The organism is Rhizobium mesoamericanum STM3625, assembly GCF_000312665.1.
Taxonomy (GTDB): Bacteria; Pseudomonadota; Alphaproteobacteria; order Rhizobiales; family Rhizobiaceae; genus Rhizobium; species Rhizobium mesoamericanum.
On sequence record NZ_HF536773.1, the window covers coordinates 496,006 to 514,132 of the forward strand.

At 59.1% G+C, this 18,127-nt stretch carries 18 protein-coding genes; 10 read left to right on the forward strand and 8 right to left on the reverse strand.

Annotation, left to right across the window (positions count from 1 at the left end; all coding sequences use genetic code 11):
- Positions 1–12 precede the first annotated feature (12 nt).
- The 8 genes from paaA to BN77_RS22655 all read left to right on the forward strand — a co-directional run bounded on the left by paaA (position 13) and on the right by BN77_RS22655 (position 7,351).
- Entirely contained in the window at positions 13–1,017 is a 1,005-nt protein-coding gene (gene paaA, locus BN77_RS22620) for a 1,2-phenylacetyl-CoA epoxidase subunit PaaA (RefSeq protein ID WP_007536409.1), read from the forward strand.
- A gap of 102 nt (positions 1,018–1,119) precedes the next feature.
- Positions 1,120–1,404: a 1,2-phenylacetyl-CoA epoxidase subunit PaaB gene (paaB, locus tag BN77_RS22625; RefSeq protein WP_007536411.1), complete on the forward strand. Its 285-nt coding sequence runs from the start codon at positions 1,120–1,122 to the stop codon at positions 1,402–1,404.
- Complete coding sequence (paaC, locus tag BN77_RS22630; protein ID WP_007536413.1) at positions 1,404–2,183, forward strand: 1,2-phenylacetyl-CoA epoxidase subunit PaaC; 780 nt, start codon at positions 1,404–1,406, stop codon at positions 2,181–2,183. Before paaB ends, paaC begins: the two co-directional genes overlap by 1 nt.
- 15 nt (positions 2,184–2,198) lie before the next feature.
- Complete coding sequence (gene paaD, locus BN77_RS22635) at positions 2,199–2,723, forward strand: 1,2-phenylacetyl-CoA epoxidase subunit PaaD (protein ID WP_007536414.1); 525 nt, start codon at positions 2,199–2,201, stop codon at positions 2,721–2,723.
- A 25-nt stretch (positions 2,724–2,748) separates the two neighbouring features.
- Positions 2,749–3,825: a 1,2-phenylacetyl-CoA epoxidase subunit PaaE gene (gene paaE / locus BN77_RS22640; protein ID WP_007536416.1), complete on the forward strand. Its 1,077-nt coding sequence runs from the start codon at positions 2,749–2,751 to the stop codon at positions 3,823–3,825.
- 25 nt (positions 3,826–3,850) lie between these two features.
- Positions 3,851–4,606, forward strand: a complete 756-nt coding sequence (locus BN77_RS22645) for a Phenylacetic acid catabolic protein (RefSeq protein ID WP_007536418.1) — start codon at positions 3,851–3,853, stop codon at positions 4,604–4,606.
- Positions 4,607–4,623: 17 nt separating this feature from the next.
- Positions 4,624–6,681: a phenylacetic acid degradation bifunctional protein PaaZ gene (paaZ, locus tag BN77_RS22650; RefSeq protein ID WP_007536420.1), complete on the forward strand. Its 2,058-nt coding sequence runs from the start codon at positions 4,624–4,626 to the stop codon at positions 6,679–6,681.
- A 55-nt stretch (positions 6,682–6,736) separates the two neighbouring features.
- Positions 6,737–7,351, forward strand: coding sequence for a transferase hexapeptide repeat family protein (locus BN77_RS22655; protein WP_007536422.1), 615 nt, complete (start codon positions 6,737–6,739; stop codon positions 7,349–7,351).
- A gap of 121 nt (positions 7,352–7,472) precedes the next feature.
- On the opposite strand, the gene BN77_RS22660 is transcribed toward BN77_RS22655, so the two are convergent.
- The 6 genes from BN77_RS22660 to BN77_RS22685 form a co-directional block, all read right to left on the reverse strand.
- Positions 7,473–8,480, reverse strand: coding sequence for a ScyD/ScyE family protein (locus tag BN77_RS22660; RefSeq protein ID WP_040678331.1), 1,008 nt, complete (start codon positions 8,478–8,480; stop codon positions 7,473–7,475).
- Positions 8,459–9,196 carry a formylglycine-generating enzyme family protein gene (locus BN77_RS22665; protein WP_007536427.1) on the reverse strand — a complete coding sequence of 246 codons (738 nt, stop codon included), beginning with the start codon at positions 9,194–9,196 and terminating at the stop codon, positions 8,459–8,461. The genes BN77_RS22660 and BN77_RS22665 overlap by 22 nt, the downstream gene beginning before the upstream one ends.
- 19 nt (positions 9,197–9,215) lie before the next feature.
- Positions 9,216–10,277 (reverse strand): ABC transporter ATP-binding protein, encoded by a 1,062-nt coding sequence (locus tag BN77_RS22670; RefSeq protein WP_007536429.1) that lies wholly within the window; start codon positions 10,275–10,277, stop codon positions 9,216–9,218.
- A 5-nt stretch (positions 10,278–10,282) separates the two neighbouring features.
- Positions 10,283–11,158 carry a carbohydrate ABC transporter permease gene (locus BN77_RS22675; protein ID WP_007536431.1) on the reverse strand — a complete coding sequence of 292 codons (876 nt, stop codon included), beginning with the start codon at positions 11,156–11,158 and terminating at the stop codon, positions 10,283–10,285.
- Positions 11,155–12,078, reverse strand: coding sequence for a carbohydrate ABC transporter permease (locus BN77_RS22680; protein ID WP_007536433.1), 924 nt, complete (start codon positions 12,076–12,078; stop codon positions 11,155–11,157). Before BN77_RS22680 ends, BN77_RS22675 begins: the two co-directional genes overlap by 4 nt.
- A 122-nt stretch (positions 12,079–12,200) precedes the next feature.
- On the reverse strand, positions 12,201–13,460 hold the full coding sequence (locus tag BN77_RS22685; protein ID WP_007536435.1) for an ABC transporter substrate-binding protein: 1,260 nt from the start codon (positions 13,458–13,460) through the stop codon (positions 12,201–12,203).
- A gap of 391 nt (positions 13,461–13,851) precedes the next feature.
- On the opposite strand from BN77_RS22685, the gene BN77_RS22690 reads away from it, so the two are divergent.
- Together BN77_RS22690 and BN77_RS22695 are read left to right on the forward strand one after the other, a co-directional pair.
- Positions 13,852–15,264, forward strand: a complete 1,413-nt coding sequence (locus tag BN77_RS22690) for an NfeD family protein (protein ID WP_007536437.1) — start codon at positions 13,852–13,854, stop codon at positions 15,262–15,264.
- 27 nt (positions 15,265–15,291) lie between these two features.
- On the forward strand, positions 15,292–16,053 hold the full coding sequence (locus BN77_RS22695; RefSeq protein ID WP_007536439.1) for a slipin family protein: 762 nt from the start codon (positions 15,292–15,294) through the stop codon (positions 16,051–16,053).
- A gap of 31 nt (positions 16,054–16,084) precedes the next feature.
- On the opposite strand, the gene BN77_RS22700 is transcribed toward BN77_RS22695, so the two are convergent.
- Both BN77_RS22700 and paaK read right to left on the reverse strand, forming a co-directional pair.
- On the reverse strand, positions 16,085–16,681 hold the full coding sequence (locus BN77_RS22700; RefSeq protein WP_007536441.1) for a TetR/AcrR family transcriptional regulator: 597 nt from the start codon (positions 16,679–16,681) through the stop codon (positions 16,085–16,087).
- 105 nt (positions 16,682–16,786) lie between these two features.
- A complete protein-coding gene (paaK, locus tag BN77_RS22705) occupies positions 16,787–18,097 on the reverse strand; it encodes a phenylacetate--CoA ligase PaaK (RefSeq protein ID WP_007536443.1) in 1,311 nt (436 codons plus the stop codon).
- Positions 18,098–18,127 lie beyond the last annotated feature (30 nt).

Below are 18,127 nucleotides of genomic sequence, written 5' to 3' on the forward strand. Positions count from 1 at the left end.
AGGAGACGAACCATGTACGCACAGATGGTCAAGACCGACAGCGCCCGCGTCAAGACGCTCGATGAGATGGATCCGGTCGAACGTGCCTTCCAGGAGCGCATCGACGCCGGCCAGAAGATAGAGCCGAAGGAATGGATGCCGGAAGGCTATCGCAAGACGCTTATGCGCCAGATTAGCCAGCACGCTCATTCCGAAATCGTCGGCCAATTGCCCGAAGGCAATTGGATCACCCGCGCCCCAACGCTCGAGCGCAAGGCGATCTTGCTTGCCAAGGTGCAGGATGAAGCCGGTCACGGTCTTTACCTTTACTGCGCTGCCGAGACGCTCGGCATCAGCCGGGACGAGATGTATGAACAGCTGCACAGCGGCAAGGCGAAGTACTCCTCGATCTTCAATTACCCGACCCTGAGCTGGGCCGATATCGGCGCGATCGGCTGGCTGGTCGATGGCGCAGCGATCATGAACCAGGTGCCGCTGCAGCGCTGTTCCTACGGGCCTTACGCTCGCGCCATGGTTCGCATCTGCAAGGAGGAGAGCTTCCATCAGCGGCAGGGTTTCGACATCCTGATGAAAATGGTCAAGGGCACGCCCGCCCAGAAGGAAATGGTCCAGGACGCGTTGAACCGCTGGTGGTGGCCATCGCTGATGATGTTTGGCCCCTCCGACGACGCATCGGTTCACTCGGCCCAGTCGATGTCCTGGAAGATCAAGCAGAACTCGAACGACGAGCTGCGCCAGAAGTTCGTCGACCAGACAGTTCCGCAGGCTGAATATCTCGGCCTGACGGTGCCCGATCCCGATTTGAAGTGGAATGAGGAAAAAGGCGGCTACGACTTCGGGGAACCTGATTGGACCGAGTTCTTCGCCGTCATCGCCGGCAATGGCCCCTGTAATGCCGAGCGCCTTGGCGCCCGCCAGAAGGCATGGAACGACGGTGCGTGGTTCCGTGATGGTCTCATGGCCCATGCTGAAAAGATGAAATCACGACGCGACGCCGCAGGGATCGCAGCTGAATAACTATCAAGGCGCCAAAGGGCGCCGCTCTGAGCAGTTGCTATTGTAACAAGTACGCGATTTTCCGGTCTTCGATCGAGGGATCGCAAGCAGGGAGAAACACCGATGTCCAGCGAATGGCCCCTCTGGGAAATCTTCATCCGCGGCCAGCACGGCCTCAATCACCGGCATGTTGGCAGCCTTCATGCACCCGATGCCGCGATGGCCATCAACAACGCGCGCGACGTCTACACCCGTCGAAACGAGGGTGTGAGCATCTGGGTTGTTCGTTCCAGCGACATCACGGCCAGCGCACCGTCGGAAAAGGGCCCGCTGTTCGATCCGTCGAACTCCAAGGTCTATCGCCATCCGACATTTTTCGACATTCCCGATGAAGTAGGGCATATGTGATGAGCGCGATCCCCAATACGTCAGTCAGCGACACGGCGCTTTTCGAGTTCCTGACCCGCCTCGGCGACAATGCGCTGATCCTTGGCCATCGCGTGTCCGAATGGTGCGGGCATTCCCCGGCCCTCGAAGAGGACATCGCGCTTTCCAACACTGCACTTGACCTGATCGGCCAGACCCAACTCTGGCTCGGCCTTGCTGGCGAAATTGAAGGTCGCGGTCGCAGTGCCGACAATCTCGCTTATCTGCGCGATGCCCGTGACTTCCGCAACGTTCTCCTCGTCGAACGACCAAACGGTGATTTTGGCAAGACGCTAATGCGTCAGTTCCTGTTCGATGCCTGGCACTTCCTGATGCTGAAGGCACTTTTGCCATCGACTGACAAGCGCATCGCCGACATCGCCGAAAAGGCTTTCAAGGAAGTGGCCTACCATCTCGATCGCAGCCGCGATCTGATCATCCGTCTTGGCGATGGCACTGTCGAAAGCCACCGCCGAATGCAGGAGGCACTTGACGAGCTGTGGGCCTACACAGGCGAACTCTTCATCGGCGACGCGATCGACGCCGAGCTTTCTTCAGCAGGCATTGCACCACAGCCTGAAAGTCTGAAAGCCAAATGGGATGAACTGGTTGGCGAGGCCCTGACCGAAGCGACACTCAAAAAGCCAGCCGATGGTTTTATGCACAAGGGCGGCAAGCGTGGCGTTCACACCGAGCACATGGGCTTCATTCTGGCTAACCTGCAGTTTCTGCAGCGGGCCTATCCAGGCGCGACCTGGTAACGGAAGGAGGCGGTTATGACGACCGCAACTTTGCCATCTACGGCCGATATCTGGCAGTGGCTTGGGGAGGTTCCGGATCCTGAGATTCCGGTAATCTCGCTTGTCGATCTTGGCATCATCCGCGATGTCACCTTTGAGGACGACACGCTGGTTGTGACGGTGACGCCGACCTATTCCGGCTGTCCGGCAACCGCGATCATCAACGTCGAGATCGAGAGGACGCTAAGCGAAAAGGGGATCGAAAAGCTGCGGCTGCAACGCCAGCTTTCGCCCGCATGGACGACGGACTGGATCAGCGCGGACGGTCGCGACAAGCTGCGCGCCTACGGCATTGCGCCGCCGGTCGACGGCACCGCAATAGACGGCATCCTGCGCCAGCGCATTGACCGGCTTTCCGACCGCTCCAATCTGACAATCGCATGTCCGCGCTGCGGATCGACGAACACTGAAAAGATCAGCCAGTTCGGCTCGACACCATGCAAGGCAAGCTATCGCTGCACCGATTGCCTGGAACCTTTCGATTATTTCAAGTGCATCTGACCCTTTGCCTAGTGAGGTCCGCAATATGGCACGTTTCCACTCCCTTCAGGTCACCGACGTCAGGCGCGAAACGCGCGACGCCGTGGTCGTCACCCTCGCTCCGCAAGACGAGGACCGCGGTGCGTTCGATTTCACGCAGGGCCAGTACCTGACGTTCCGCCGCAAATTCGATGGCGAGGAGCTACGCCGCTCTTACTCGATCTGCGCCGGGCGCGACGAGGGTGTTTTGAAGGTCGGCATCAAGCGGGTGGACGGCGGTTGCTTCTCGACCTGGGCGAACGAAGAGCTGCAAATCGGTGATACGCTGGAAGCGATGCCGCCGATGGGTGCGTTCTTCACGGCGATCGAACCTGAGGTTTCCAAGAGCTATCTCGGCTTTGCCGGCGGCAGCGGCATCACGCCGGTGCTGTCAATCATCAAGACCACGCTTGCGCGCGAGCCCGGCTCGCGTTTCACGCTCGTCTACGCCAACCGCCAGATCAGTTCGATCATGTTCCGTGAGGAGCTGGACGACCTGAAGAACACCTACCTTGGACGGCTCTCCATACTGCATGTGCTGGAAAGCGAAGCCCAGGATATCGATCTTTTCACCGGCCGCATCGACACGGAGAAATGCGCAGCACTCTTCAAATACTGGATCGATCTGAATTCAGTCAACGCAGCCTTCATCTGCGGTCCGGAACCGATGATGCTGACGGTCGCAGCCGCTCTTCGCGATCACGGCCTGCGCGACGAGCAGATCAAATTCGAGCTCTTCGCCTCCTCGCAACCCGGCCGCGCACGCCGCAAGACCGACAGCGCATCTGCCTCCGACAGGCAGGCCGCATGCGAGGCGACGGTGACGCTCGACGGTGCGACGCGTGTCTTCAGGATGCCGAAACAAGGACAAACGCTGCTGGAGGCGGCTCTCGACAACAAAATGGACGCCCCCTACGCCTGCAAGGCAGGCGTCTGTTCGACTTGCCGGGCCAAGGTGCTCGAGGGCGAGACCGAGATGGAGGTCAACCACGCACTCGAGGACTATGAGGTCCGCCAGGGGTACGTTTTGACCTGCCAGTGCTATCCGCTGAGCGACCGGGTCGTGGTCAGCTACGATCAATAGATCCGCGAAGCGGGGGAGGAATCCGATGTCTGATACGATGCCGATCGAGGAATATCTGCTCAAGGGTGGCATGCTCACGTCGCCTGACAATGTGCCCCCGCGCTATCGCGGCGAGCTTTTGCGCCTGATGGCGAGTTTCGTCGATAGCGAGCTTGCTGGTGCCGCCGGCTTTGCCGACACGATCAACGATGCGCCGGGCATCAAGGAGCGCATTGCGTCGGCCAAGATCGTGCTCGAAAAAACTGATCATGCCGGTCGCGTGCTCGAGATCATGGGTAGCTTCGGCGCCGATACCGGCCGCTATGCCGTCCACCATCCGTGGGATGCGCGCGTGACGCGCGAGACCGACGTCGGTGCAGCGCGCCAGGGCGGGGACATGCGCCTTTCCGTTTTCCACTATCCGCTTCAGGGCTGGATCGACGCGGTCGTCATGAACGTGCTGATGGGCACTGCAAGCACTATCCAGCTGCGCGAACTCACCCACATTTCTTATCAACCGCTAGCCGACGTGTTCCGCGCGATCCTGCCGCGAGAGGCGCATCACACCGAACTTGGCATCGAAGCGCTGAAGCGGATTGTCGAAACCGACGAGGGATCGAAGTCCGCACGTGAAGCGATCGCCTATTGGCGTCCTCGCGTAGCAGCAAGCTTCGGACTGGCCGCCTCGGCCCGCTACGAGACGCTGGCGCGTTTTGGCCTTCGCCATGCCCCCAACGAGGCATTGCTGTCCGAATGGCAGGCAGCGGTTAACGCGCAGCTTGCGGCGCTCAATCTGAACTGACCCGGAAGGATGAGACGATGAACGTTCTGGTAAACCCACCGCGCCGCCTTGAAAGCTATGTCTCTGGCCGCTGGGTTCCCGGCACTAAGGATGGGACCCCGTTGCTCGACGCCTCGACAGGCGTGCCGGTGGCTTTGATCGATTCCACGGGTGTCGACTTTGCCGCGGCTTTGGCCTACGGCCGAAAGAAGGCCGGTCCGGCGCTGCGTCGCATGTCGTTTCACGAACGCGCCGCTATGCTGAAGACCCTCGGTCAGGCGCTGATGGACCGCAAGGAAGAGTTTTACGCGCTTTCGTCGGCGACCGGTGCGACGAAGGCAGACAGCTGGATCGATATTGACGGAGGTATTGGCACCTTACTGTCCTATGCCTCGAAGGGTCGGCGCGAGCTGCCCAATACGCGCGTGCTCGTGGATGGCGATGTGGAAACCTTGTCGCGTGACGGTACCTTCTCGGCCCGGCACATCCTGTCGCCGCTGCAGGGCGTCGCCGTCCATATCAATGCCTTCAACTTTCCTGTCTGGGGCATGTTGGAGAAGCTTTCGCCGACGCTGCTTGCCGGCATGCCGGCGATCGTCAAGCCGGCGAGCCAGACGGCCTACCTGACCGAACTGGTGGTCCGCCGCATGGTTGAAACTGGTTTATTGCCGGAAGGGGCTGTGCAACTTGTCTGCGGTTCCGTGGGCGATCTTCTGGACCATGTCGATGGACAGGACGCCGTCACGTTCACCGGCTCGGCCTCGACCGGCCGCAAGCTGAAAACGCATCCGGCGATCATCGAGAATTCCGTGCGTTTCACGATGGAGGCAGACAGCCTCAATGCCTCCGTTCTCGGTCTCGATGCCGCTCCCGCTACCGAGGAGTTCGACCTTTTCGTCAAGGAAGTCTCCCGAGAAATGACAGCAAAGGCCGGCCAGAAGTGCACGGCCATTCGTCGGGTCATCGTACCCCGCGCCTATTGCGATGCGCTGATCTCCGCGCTTGGGGAACGCCTTGGCAAGACAGCACTTGGCAACGCGGCCGACGACACCGTCCGCATGGGACCGCTTGCAAGCCTTGCCCAGCGTGACGAGGTCCGCGCGCGCATCCGCGATCTTCTCGCTGATGCCGAAATTGTCGCCGGTAATCCGGATAATCCGCAGCTTGTCTCGGGCGACGCGGGAGCCGGCGCCTTCCTTAATCCAGTGCTGCTTTATTGCGACAAGCCGTGGGAAGCAAATGCGGTTCACGATGTCGAAGCCTTCGGCCCGGTCAGCACGGTCATGCCCTATGACACCGCTGAGGAGGCCGTCGATCTTGCCCGCCGCGGCAAGGGAAGCCTGGTCTCCTCTGTCTTCACCAACGACCCCGCCTTTGCAGAGGAGGTGGTCCTTGGCATGGCGCCGTTCCACGGTCGCGTGCTGATCGGCAACCGCGTCAGCGCCAAGACGTCGACTGGCCATGGCTCCCCGCTGCCGGGTCTCGTGCATGGTGGCCCCGGACGTGCGGGCGGCGGCGAGGAGCTCGGTGGGCTGCGTGGGGTGAAGCACTACATGCAGCGAACTGCCGTGCAGGGTTCGCCCACACTTTTGTCGGCTGTCACCGGCCGCTGGGTTTCGGATGCCGCGGTGCGCAAAACTGGCGAACATCCGTTCCGCAAGTCGCTGGCCGAATTGCGGATCGGCGACCAGCTCGTCACCGGCACCCGAACCGTCACACTTGAGGATATCGAGCATTTTGCCAATTTCACCGGAGACACCTTCTACGCCCACATGGACGAGGATGCCGCCCGCGCCAATCCTTTCTTCGACGGACGCGTTGCCCATGGCTATCTGATCGTCTCCTTCGCTGCCGGCCTGTTCGTCGACCCAGCACCTGGCCCGGTTCTGGCGAATTACGGGGTCGACAACCTGCGCTTCCTCACGCCGGTCAGTCCCGGCGACACGCTGCAGGTGCAACTGACCTGCAAAGAAATCAATCCGCGCATCGGCGCGGAGCATGGCGAAGTGCGCTGGGATTGCAGGGTTACAAACCAGCATGGTGCGACGGTCGCGCAATACGACGTGTTGACGATGGTCGCCAAGACAAGGGACTGACCGAGGTGGGGAGACTGACCGAGATGCGGTCTGACTGAGATGGGGAGTGACTGAGATGGCGCAGGTCTATTCTTACGATGGCGTCGTGCCCGTCATCCATCGGGCGGCGTTCGTTCATCCGGCGGCGGTGGTGATCGGCGACGTCATTATCGGTCCGGCCTGCTATGTCGGGCCCTGCGCCGTATTGCGTGGCGACTTCGGCCGGATCATCCTGGAACGTGGTTCGAACGTCCAGGAGACCTGCGTCGTACACAGTTTTCCCAATGTCGAGGTGGTGATCGGGGAAGATGGCCATATCGGCCACGGCGCTGTGCTACATGGATGCCGGATCGGCCGCAATGCGATGGTAGGAATGAATGCCGTCGTGATGGATGAGGCTGTCATTGGGGAAAATTCGATCGTCGCCGCCATGGCCTTCGTCAAGGCAGGCGCTGAAATCCCGGCAAACAGCCTGGCGGTCGGATCACCAGCAAGGGTCATTCGTGAACTCAGCGACAAGGAGATCGCATGGAAACGTCAAGGAACGGGCGTCTATCAGCGCCTTGCGCTGGAAGCCAGGGACAAGCTTCGACCCGTCGAACCGCTTAGCGAACCGGAGGCCGATCGTCGGCGGATCCGGGCTCCCGAATATGACCCGCTGATCCTGGAGCGGCTGAAATTCGGTGATTGAGCCAAGCCGTGTCTGCCCAAAATGGACTGGTCTTGGGATAGTGCCTGCGAAACAAAGACGAAAGCACAGCAACCGAAATCTGAAGGGTGGGCGCGATCGCGGCAGAACAGGGTGCCCACAGTCAGCGAGCAGCTTCGCGCGTCAGAATATAGAGGTTGCCGTCCAACGCGGAGACGACGATCCGCTGCTCGTCCCAGACCAGCACTGACACCGGCCGGGTCAGGCCCTCAAGAATAACCTTAGGTTCCCGCATCATTTTATTGAACTTGAGCAATCTCCCACTCTCATTCCGAAAGCCGTCTTTCTGGTCATAGGTGCCGTGTTCGAGGACAAGCATCTCTCCGCTGCTTTCAAAAGCGATATCGAGGGGCGCATTGAGCGCTTCGACGTCGATCTCAGGCGTCGCCTGATCGCCGGCCTCGGGAATCGAAACGATCCTTCCGGCACCGGCAAGGAAGGGAAAGCCGCCGAACAGCGCTATATAGAGGCGCCCCCCGTAAAGGGCGATACCGGTCGGTACCGCATCGGTTTCGTAGCTGTTACCTTCCGTGAACTCCGTCGGGGAAAGACTGCGGAGTGCGGTGGCTGCCTGCCCGACGCGACGAAATGTCAGAAGCGTGCTCTTGCTGCCATCGGGCAGTACCCTTTCGATACTGTTTCGAGCGGAGTCTACCACGTAGTAACCTCCGTTCGCCGCAACGAAGTCGAACGGATTCCAGAAATCGCTATTGATGACCCGGATTTGTCCGGCCGGGTCAAGCGCAACGAGCGCATGGTCAACCTGATCTTCCTTGGAACTCACTGGCGTCCATCCCTGAGCGACGACAAGGCCATCATCGGTGCGCACCACACGATAAGGACCGGTTGGGTCGCCGATCACGTCGAGACCATGGGGGAATATCGGGCCGAATGCGACAAGCTTGCCGTCGGCGCCACGTCTGAAAAGCCGGCCACTGGCGAGATCACTGACGAGCAGGCCTGCGGCGTCGTAAGACAGGCCGGCGAAGGCAGCACCAGGCGTGTTGAAGGTCTGAAGCGTGTAGCCGGGCGCCGCCGTCGGCTCAGCACCGGCACCGGCAGCTAGGAGCAGAAAATCGGTGACGACAATCAAGGTGCAGAACGGACGCATCTGAAGCCACCATTGGCTGAAAACCGGAATTCAGGATCATAGGCGAGCCGATAAGTCGTTGTCAGGTGGCTTGGGTCGCTGTTCCAGGAGCCACCACGAAGCACGCGGTAGAGCCCGGCACTCCTCGCCGCCGCCCCGGCTTCATATGGCGCGTAGACGTCACGGGTCCACTCCCAGACATTGCCGACAAGATTGAGGACGCCCTCTTTGCTTGCGCCATCGGCGAAGGAGATCGCCGGTGCGGTCATCGCATAACCGTCGCGCGTATCACCCGAGCAACAGATATCTGCTCCAGAATTTGCTCGCTCATTGCCGGGTGGGAGCTCGCCCCATGGAAACGCGCTGCCCGTCGTTCCTCGGGCCGCCCGCTCATATTGCTGTTCCGATGGGAGGTCCAACCCATAGTGACGGCAAAATGCATCGGCGTCTGCCCAGCTCACACCGACGACCGGCCGGTCATCCAGGCCCAAGATTGGATGATTGGCGTAGAAGGCACCACGATGGCCGGTCTCCTTGACGAAGAGGCCATACTGCTGGTTTGTGATCTCGGTGCGATTGATCGCGAACGCCTGCCCGGAAAGTTCGCGCCGCGGGCGTTCGTTTGCAGGGCCATCGTCACGGCCGAAGATGAACATGCCGGCAGGAATTTCAATCAGCGGATTTCCAGCGATTGGGCCGTCATCGGCTGCGGCCGCAGTAAATGCGAAGATGAACACTATCACCGCCGCCCAAAGGCTAGAAATAGACACGGTCTTTGGTCTCGCCATTGAACAGAAAAACGCGATCCGTTGCGACCTTGACGCCGATCTGCTGGTCGATCTGACCCGTGAAATTCTTGTCGGCACGCAAGGTCATCAGTTGACCTCCCAACCTTAGGCTCACCAGCGTGTTCTCGCCGGTAAGTTCCGCCGAATAGATCGGCGCGACCAGATTGACGTCTGCATCACCGGCATCGGTCGGATGGACGTCCTCCGGGCGGACTCCGAGGACAGCTCCAGAGACGTTTGCGCAGCCGATGCCCCCTACCCTGAGGCCGGCACTAACGAACACACCGTTTCTCACTTCTCCCGGAATCAGGTTCATCGGCGGCGAGCCGATAAAACCGGCAACGAAGAGCGTGCGCGGATCGTTATAAATCTCCCGCGGTGTCCCAAGCTGCTCGATAACGCCCTTGTTCATCACCGCCACGCGATCGGCAAGCGTCATCGCCTCTATCTGGTCATGGGTGACGTAAATCGTCGTGACCTGCAGCTCGTGTTGCAGGTGCTTCAGCTCGGCGCGCATCTGTGTGCGCAGCTTCGCATCGAGGTTGGACAGCGGCTCGTCCATCAGAAAGACACGTGGTGTGCGCACGATCGCCCGGGCAAGTGCCACGCGCTGACGCTGGCCGCCAGAAAGTTCCTTCGGCAGCCGCGACAGCATGGAGTCGAGTTCCACACGGCGTGCGACCTCGGCTATCCGTCGCTTGCATTCATCGGGCGGCACTTTGCGGATCTTCAGCGGGTAGCCGATGTTGTCTTCGACGGTGAGGTGCGGATACAAAGCATACGACTGGAATACCATTGCAACGTCGCGATACTTGGGAAGGACACCGTTCACGCGGTCCTCGTCGATGTAGATGTCGCCGAATGTCGCCTCCTCCAGGCCCGCGACCATCCGCATGGTCGTTGTCTTGCCGCAACCGGAAGGTCCAAGCAAAACGAGAAACTCCTTGTCCCTGATCTCGAGGTTGAAATCATCAACCGCAACGAATTCGCCGAACTTCTTGCAGACCTTTTTGAATTCGACAGACGCCATATGTCTCAACCTTTGACGGCACCCAGGGACAATCCCCGGACGAGATGCTTCTGGACGATGAAAGCGAAGATGACGATTGGCAGGCAGGCCATGAAGCCCGCCGCACTGATTTCGCCCCAATAGGTGTTGTACTGCGTAACGCGCCCGGCAATGCCGATCGGCAGAGTCTGAGACTGCTCGGTGAGCGTAATGATGAGGGAAAGCAGAAACTCATTCCACGAGATGATCAGACAGAAGATCGCGGTGGCTGCAAGCCCAGGCCGGGCAAGTGGCAACGCCACATGCAGGAATGCGCCCCAGCGTGTATCGCCGTCGACGATTGCCGCCTCCTCGAGCTCGACAGGAAGATCCTGGAAATAGCTCTTCATCATCCATGTCGCGAACGGCAGATTGAAAGCAGTGTAGGCGACGATGAGAGCCGACTTCGTGTTGAGCATGTCGAAGTAGTTGAAGAACAGGTAGAGGGGGATGATGCTGACGATGGGCGGCATCATGCGCGTTGACAGGATCCAGAACGAAATCTGCTTGCGCCACTGCCAGGGATAGCTGAACCGTGCCAAGGCATAGCCGGCCATTGTGCCGAAGGTCACCGAAACGATCGTCGTCCCTACAGAGACGAGAAAGCTATTCAACGCGTAGCGCAGGAACGGACGCTGGATAAACGCTTCGTTGTAGTGCTTTAGCGTGGGATTGCGGGGGAGCCACTCCGGCGGCACTGCGAAAATGTCGATATCATACTTAAAAGAGTTGGTCGCGATCCAATAGATCGGAAAAAGTGTGACGACCAGCGCGACAACGATCGTCAGATAGGCCAGCAGGCGGATCAGCACCTCTTTGGTCCGGTTGCGCGCGTGTATGGTTCTGCGCAGTGTCATGGTCATTCCGCCAATCGCATGCGTTTCATGAACCAGGTGCTTAAAACAATGGTCACAAACAGCACGAAAAGCGACATCGCCGCCGCGTAACCTGGATCGGCAAAGCGGTAGGCGACCTGATAGATATAAAGGCTCAAGACCTTGGTCCGGTCAGCCGGACCACCTCCCGTCAGTATGAAGACGAGATCGAAGAGACGCAGCGCATCCATGACACGCAGGAGAAGCGCAATGGCGATGACCGGCTTGAGGAATGGCAGCGTCAGATCCCGGAATTGCTGCCAGCTCGAGGCTCCGTCGAGTGCGGCGGCCTCATAGGGCTCTACAGGCAGGCTGGCTAACCCTGCCAACATTAGAAGGAATATGAAGGGTGTCCATTGCCACACATCGGCGACGATGATCGAAAACATCGCAAGGTTCACGTCGCCCGCCCATGCCTGCAGAGGCAACCCGAGTCGGAACATGATTTCGTTCAGAACACCGAACTGAGGCTCATAGATGAGCTTCCATGTGATCGCGACCGCGATCGGCGGCAGCATCATCGGGATCATCAGGACTGTCTTCAGAAATGTCAGCTTGCGAATGTATTTATCGAGGAGCAGCGCCAGACCGAGACCGAGGACGAATTCCGCTGTCACCGCCGCAATGGTAAATACGGTGGTATTCCATAGTGCGACGTGAAACTGCGTGTCGGAAAAAAGCCGCACGAAATTGCCCGCGCCGACAAACGTCCAGGGCAGATCGGGATTCGGGCTGATTTTGTGAACCGCAGCGTAGAACATGTAGATGCTGGGAAAGATCGTCAGGCCAAGGAGTATTAGTACTGTCGGCCCAAGCATGAGGAAGCGCAAATGCCGCTCTACCCATCGCTCCAGACTGCCGCCTGGTCGAAGCGGTGCGGCCGCGGTTCCGCTTTCCGACGTCAACATTGACCTCTCCCGTAAAGCCCTGCCCCGGCGCGACTGAACTCTTGGGTTTCAGGCCCATCGGACGCGATTGCCGGCGCAGCAAGGGAGCGGGGTCCGAAAACTCCGCTCCGACCAGCTCTTGCCTAGTAAAGGTTGGTAATCCGTGAGACCGCCTCCTGCGAGTTCTTCAGAGCTTCTTGCGGTGTGATCGTGCCGGCGACCGCCTTAGAAAGCTCGATGCCGAAGGCATTCTCGATTTCTGGCCACTTCGGGTGACGCGGACGCGGAGTCGAGGCCTGGATTGCCGCCATCAACACGGGATAGTGCCTGAACTTCTCTTGCGAGGTCAGTTCCGGATCGGTGAAGACCGAGGCGCGGACAGGCGGATTGCCTCGCAAGGCAGAAATTTTGATCTGTTCGCGCGAGGTCGCCCACATCATGAAGTCGAAAGCTTCCTGCTTATTCTTGGACGCCGACATGATGCCCATGGTCCAGTGACCGATTTCCGAACTACCAGGTTTGGTTCCAGCAGGAATGGGACTGTAGGAGATTTTGCCGACCATCTTCGATTGGGTGGGATCTTCAAAGGTCGCAACCCAGTTTGGCCAGTTAATCGATGACGCAGCAGTACCGGCGGCGAGCGCCGTGCCAACCTCGTTGGCGTTATAGCTCTCGACGCCCTTCGGCGAGACATCGCGTAGTGCCATGAAGGTCTTCATGGCAGCGGCCCCTTCAGGCGTATCGATCGTTACCTTGGTTCGGTCGGCGTTGAACATGTCAGCGCCATAAGACCAGAAGATCGGCATGAAATCGGCGACCACCGGATTTCCCTGGCCGCCTCGGAATACGTAACCGAAATAACGGCCACCTCCGCTTTCAGTCAGCTTCTTGCTCGCCTTCAACACGTCGTCCCAAGTCTTTGGAACGTCGACGCCAGCTTCCTTGTACTTGGCTGCGTCATAGAAGAACATCTGCGCATTCCCGACATAGGGCAGACATACGTAGGGGCCGGTATTATAGGGATTGCGGCAGACCGCAAGCGACTTCGAAAGGAAATCGCTGTCTGGCCCCTCCAACCCGGCCTTCTTGAAGTAAGCGGTCAGATCTTCCAGGTGCCCGTTCTCTGCGAAGAACGGAATCCACGGATCGTCCATCAGGATAATGTCGAAGACACCTGACTTGGTCGCGCCGGCATTGGCGCCCTGTTCGAATTCGTTGGCATAGGGCGCCTGGACAGCCTCAACCTTCGTGCCCTTCAACTTTCCATAATCTTGGGCTGCGGCCCTCAGACCATCGCCCTCGCTGCCCGAGGGCACGAGGATCGTGATGTCAGCCCATGCGGCTCCGTTGATCGCCAGCGCGGATGTCGCAATAGCCAAGGTGAGAAGCAATCTGTGAAGCATTGTATACCTCCCATTCCGAGATGTTATCCCGAAGCTCCTTGATCGGGGGTCATCCTTTCCGGCATAGCGGAAACGCTTTTCGACACCCATGCGAACCACACTGCGAAAAGTCGAACCATCGCCCGGCATCTCATCCTCGAGCGAGTTGCAAATTTTATCATATTGGAAGCTATATTTAGAGTGGCTGCATTAGCATTTCCTTATTTTTCGGGTGGTTCCGGAAGCCAGTTTCGCGCCGTCCGAAGCTTTCTGATGAATTGTTGCGGCAACAGTCGTCATTGCGCTCAAGAGCCCCATCCGAGGCTCAAGGCGAGCGAACGCATTCGTCCCTTTGGACGTACCTTGCGATGCGTTCCTTTCTCTTTGTGATTTCTGGCATATATTAGAAATCATGCGCGTTCCGCAGGTCGTAGCGCTGAACTTGAAGCGTTGGCGGTGGCTATCGCCAATCCTGATCTTGTTGTTCTCAGTGCTATCAACTCAGGCCATTTTTACGCTATCGGCGTCGTCGCAGCCCAACCGCGCTGCCGTTGTCATGAAGGTGAACGGCGCCATCGGACCAGCAACAGCAGATTATGTGATACGGAGCCTCCAACGTGCCGGCGGACATGGGGTGGGCTTGATTATCCTACAGATGGACACACCCGGCGGCCTCGACACCTCCATGCGCGAGATAATTCGCGCCATCCTTGCCTCGCCCGTGCCTGTCGCGGGCTTCGTTGCACCGAGCGGTGCACGGGCTGCCAGTGCCGGCACCTATATTCTCTATGCATGCCACATCGCGGCCATGGCGCCAGGCACCAACTTGGGCGCGGCAACACCGATCGCGATTGGCGTAAACCCGTTTGGCGGTGATACGAAACCCGAAAAAGAACCGGGCAAGCAAGATGACAAGCAAGCTGAAGCTCCAGGCAGCGCCAGCGACAAAAAGATCATCAACGACGCGGTAGCCTACATTCGCGGGCTTGCGGAATTGCGCAATCGCAACGCCGACTGGGCAGAGAGGGCCGTTCGGGAAGGCGCAAGTCTTTCATCGACTGCAGCCGTGCGCGAACATGTCATTGATTTCACGGCAGTTGATGTGAACGATCTCCTTGCCCAGGCCCAGGCCCGCATGGTGCGGGTCGGCCAAACAGACGTCCGACTCGATACTGCCGGTTTAACCGTGCAGGAATTCGAACCGGACTGGCGCACACGTCTGCTCTCGGTGATCACCGATCCGAACATTGCAATCATCCTGATGATGGTTGGCATCTACGGGCTGATCTTCGAATTTCTTGCACCTGGGACGATGCTTCCTGGGACGATCGGCGGCATCTGCCTGCTTCTTGGTCTCTATGCCTTGGCATTGCTTCCGGTGAGTTTCGCAGGCATTGGCCTTATTTTCCTCGGTGTGGGTCTGACGGTCGCTGAGATACACTCGCCAAGCTTCGGCGCCCTTGGCATTGGTGGCGGCATATCCATAATCCTCGGCGCAACCATTCTGTTTAATGCGGATATGCCGGGCCTGGAAGTTTCGCGCCCTGTCCTGGGGGCAATTGCTTTTGCATGCCTCGCTTTCAGCCTTCTCGTTGCGCGCTTGGCATTTACCTCGAGGTGGCGAAAAGTCGCCACCGGCGCCGAGCAGATGATTGGGATATCGGCGCAGGTCGAGAGTTGGGCCGGGGCTACGGGCTACGTCATCGCCCATGGCGAACGCTGGAAGGCGATATCCACCGAAACGCTTACCGCTGGCGACGCTGTCAGTGTGATCGCCCGAAACGGGCTGACGCTCAAGGTCGAGAGGCGCGCCAACGCGACTTAGCGGCCTTCAGAAGCAGGAGAAGATGTCATGGCTATGCTTGCAGATCTTGCCTTTTATCTTGTGGCGATCCTGATCCTGCTCGTCATCCTCGCATCCGCGGTCAAGATCCTGCGGGAGTACGAACGCGGCGTCGTCTTCACACTCGGTCGCTTTACCGGCGTCAAGGGACCGGGCCTGATACTCCTCATTCCCTACGTCCAGCAGATGATACGGGTTGACCTGCGCACGCGCGTGCTCGATGTGCCAAGCCAGGATGTCATTTCTCATGACAATGTCTCTGTTCGCGTCAGCGCAGTGATCTACTTCAGGGTCATCGACCCCGAGAAATCGACGATACAAGTCGAGGACTTCATGATGGCGACAAGCCAACTTGCCCAGACGACATTGCGCTCTGTACTTGGCAAGCATGACCTCGATGAGATGCTGGCGGAACGTGACAGGCTCAACTTGGACATTCAAGAAATCCTTGACGCTCAGACGGATGCCTGGGGCATCAAAGTCGCCACTGTCGAGATCAAACATGTCGACATCAACGAATCGATGATCCGCGCAATTGCCCGTCAAGCGGAAGCCGAACGCGAACGCCGCGCAAAGGTCATCAATGCGGAAGGTGAACAGCAGGCAGCTGCAAAACTCCTCGAGGCGGCTGAAATACTCGCCAGGCAGCCAGAGGCCATGCAACTTCGTTATTTGAGCACTTTGAACGTCATTGCCAGCGAGAAGAGCTCAACGGTCCTGTTCCCCTTTCCGATGGAACTCGGCAACCTCATGTCAGCCAAACCGAAATAATCAACCCTTTAGGTTCCCCCGCCGGTCCTTACTAGCGCACCGCCTTGACGCCCTCGAGGATCAGGGTAGTGGCGATGTCAGCATACTCGTCGCGACTGACGGGGCCGCCGGGGCGAAACCACATATATACCCAGTTCATCATCCCGAAGAGCGACATCGTCACGGGCATCAAAAGTGGCTTGTTCGTGTTGAGATCCGGGTTGATCTCGATGATCGTGTTGGAGAACCGCTTGACGATCCGACGCTCGATAGCCCGCAGTTCGTCGAGCTGCTCAGGCGAAAGCGCGCTGGTGCCGTTCAACTGAACCTTGTGCTCGTTGTCCGCGTCCCGATAGTTTTCCAACACCTGCCGCACCAAGAGCCGCAGTCTCTCCTGAGGCGTCGCTCCAGGTTCGTCGGCGGCCGCCACGGCGGCTTCCAGTTCCTCGAGATGGTTGCGAATGATGTCGAAAATCAGGGCGTCCTTGCTTGGATAGTAGTGATAAAGCAAGGCTTTGGAGACGTTGCTGCGCGAGGCTATGTGAGCCATCGAGGCTTTTTCCATCCCCATCTCGGCAAAAACGGCAGCGGCGCTGCTCAGAAGGCTGCGTTGTTTCTCTTCAAAGTCGATTGCGCGCGTTCGTGCCATATCGTCCTGCGTTCCTGTTCTACCTCCGCGTCCTCCACGCGACGAGCTCGTGTAACTCGTGTTTGTCGCTTCCCGGAATGTGCAACATCCGGGAAGCAATCGCCCCTATTGCTTCGGCCGGTTGTCGACGACCCGCTTGGCCTTGCCTTCGGACCGTGCGACTCCACCAGGGTCGCGAATCTCGATCCTTGTGGTAACACCAACGACGCTCTTGATGTAGTGGGCAAGGGATTTTGCCGAGGAGGCGCGTGCAATTTCGTCGGCAGCCTCGGGTGTACACTCGACCTGAACCGTCATCTGGTCCATGCGACCGGCACGGCTGAGTTCGATCTGGAAATGCGGCGCAAGCCCATGACACTTCAGGATCTGTTCTTCGATCTGCGTTGGGAAGACATTGACGCCACGCAGGATCATCATGTCGTCGCATCGGCCGGTGATCTTTTCGATGCGCCGCATCGAGCGGGCCGTGCCGGGCAGCAACCGCGTCAGATCGCGGGTGCGGTAGCGGATGATCGGCAGGCCTTCCTTCGTCAGTGTGGTGAAAACCAGTTCGCCCATTTCGCCATCGGGAAGAACCTCACCGGTGGCCGGATCGATGATTTCCGGATAGAAGTGGTCCTCCCAGATATGCAGTCCATCCTTGGTCTCTACGCATTCGCTAGCAACGCCGGGCCCCATGACCTCCGAGAGGCCATAAATATCGACCGCATGCATGTCGAAGGACTGCTCGATCTCCTGGCGCATCGCATTTGTCCACGGTTCGGCGCCGAAGATACCGACCGCCAGCGAGCTCTCGCGCGGGTCGATCCCCTGCCTGCGGAACTCGTCGAGGATGGAGAGCATGTAAGAGGGCGTCACCATGATGATGCGCGGCCTGAAATCCTCAATCAGCGTCACCTGCCGCTCGGTCATGCCACCCGACATCGGCACGACCGTACAGCCGAGCCGCTCGGCCCCATAGTGGGCGCCAAGGCCGCCGGTAAAGAGCCCGTAGCCGTAAGCGACATGCACCATATCGCCGGGCCGTCCGCCAGCGGCATTGATCGAACGGGCCACAACATCCGCCCAGGTGTCGATATCCTTCCTTGTATAACCGACGACAGTCGGTTTGCCTGTCGTGCCCGAAGACCCATGGATGCGCACCAGCTTTTCGCGCGGCACGGCAAACATGCCGAACGGATAGGTGTCGCGAAGGTCCTTCTTTGTGGTGAACGGGAACTTTGCCAGATCGGCGAGCGATTTCAGATCCGACGGATGCACACCCACCTCATCGAAGCGCGCGCGGTAGAAGGGCGAGTTCTCATAGGCGTGGTTCAGCGACCATTTCATCCGGCCAAGCTGAAGCGCCGCAATCTCGTCACGCGAGGCGGTTTCGATCGCGTCGAGATCGCCTGGGCGGGGTGATAGGTCTTGCATCTGTCTGTCTCCTCCGAATTTAACAGCCGG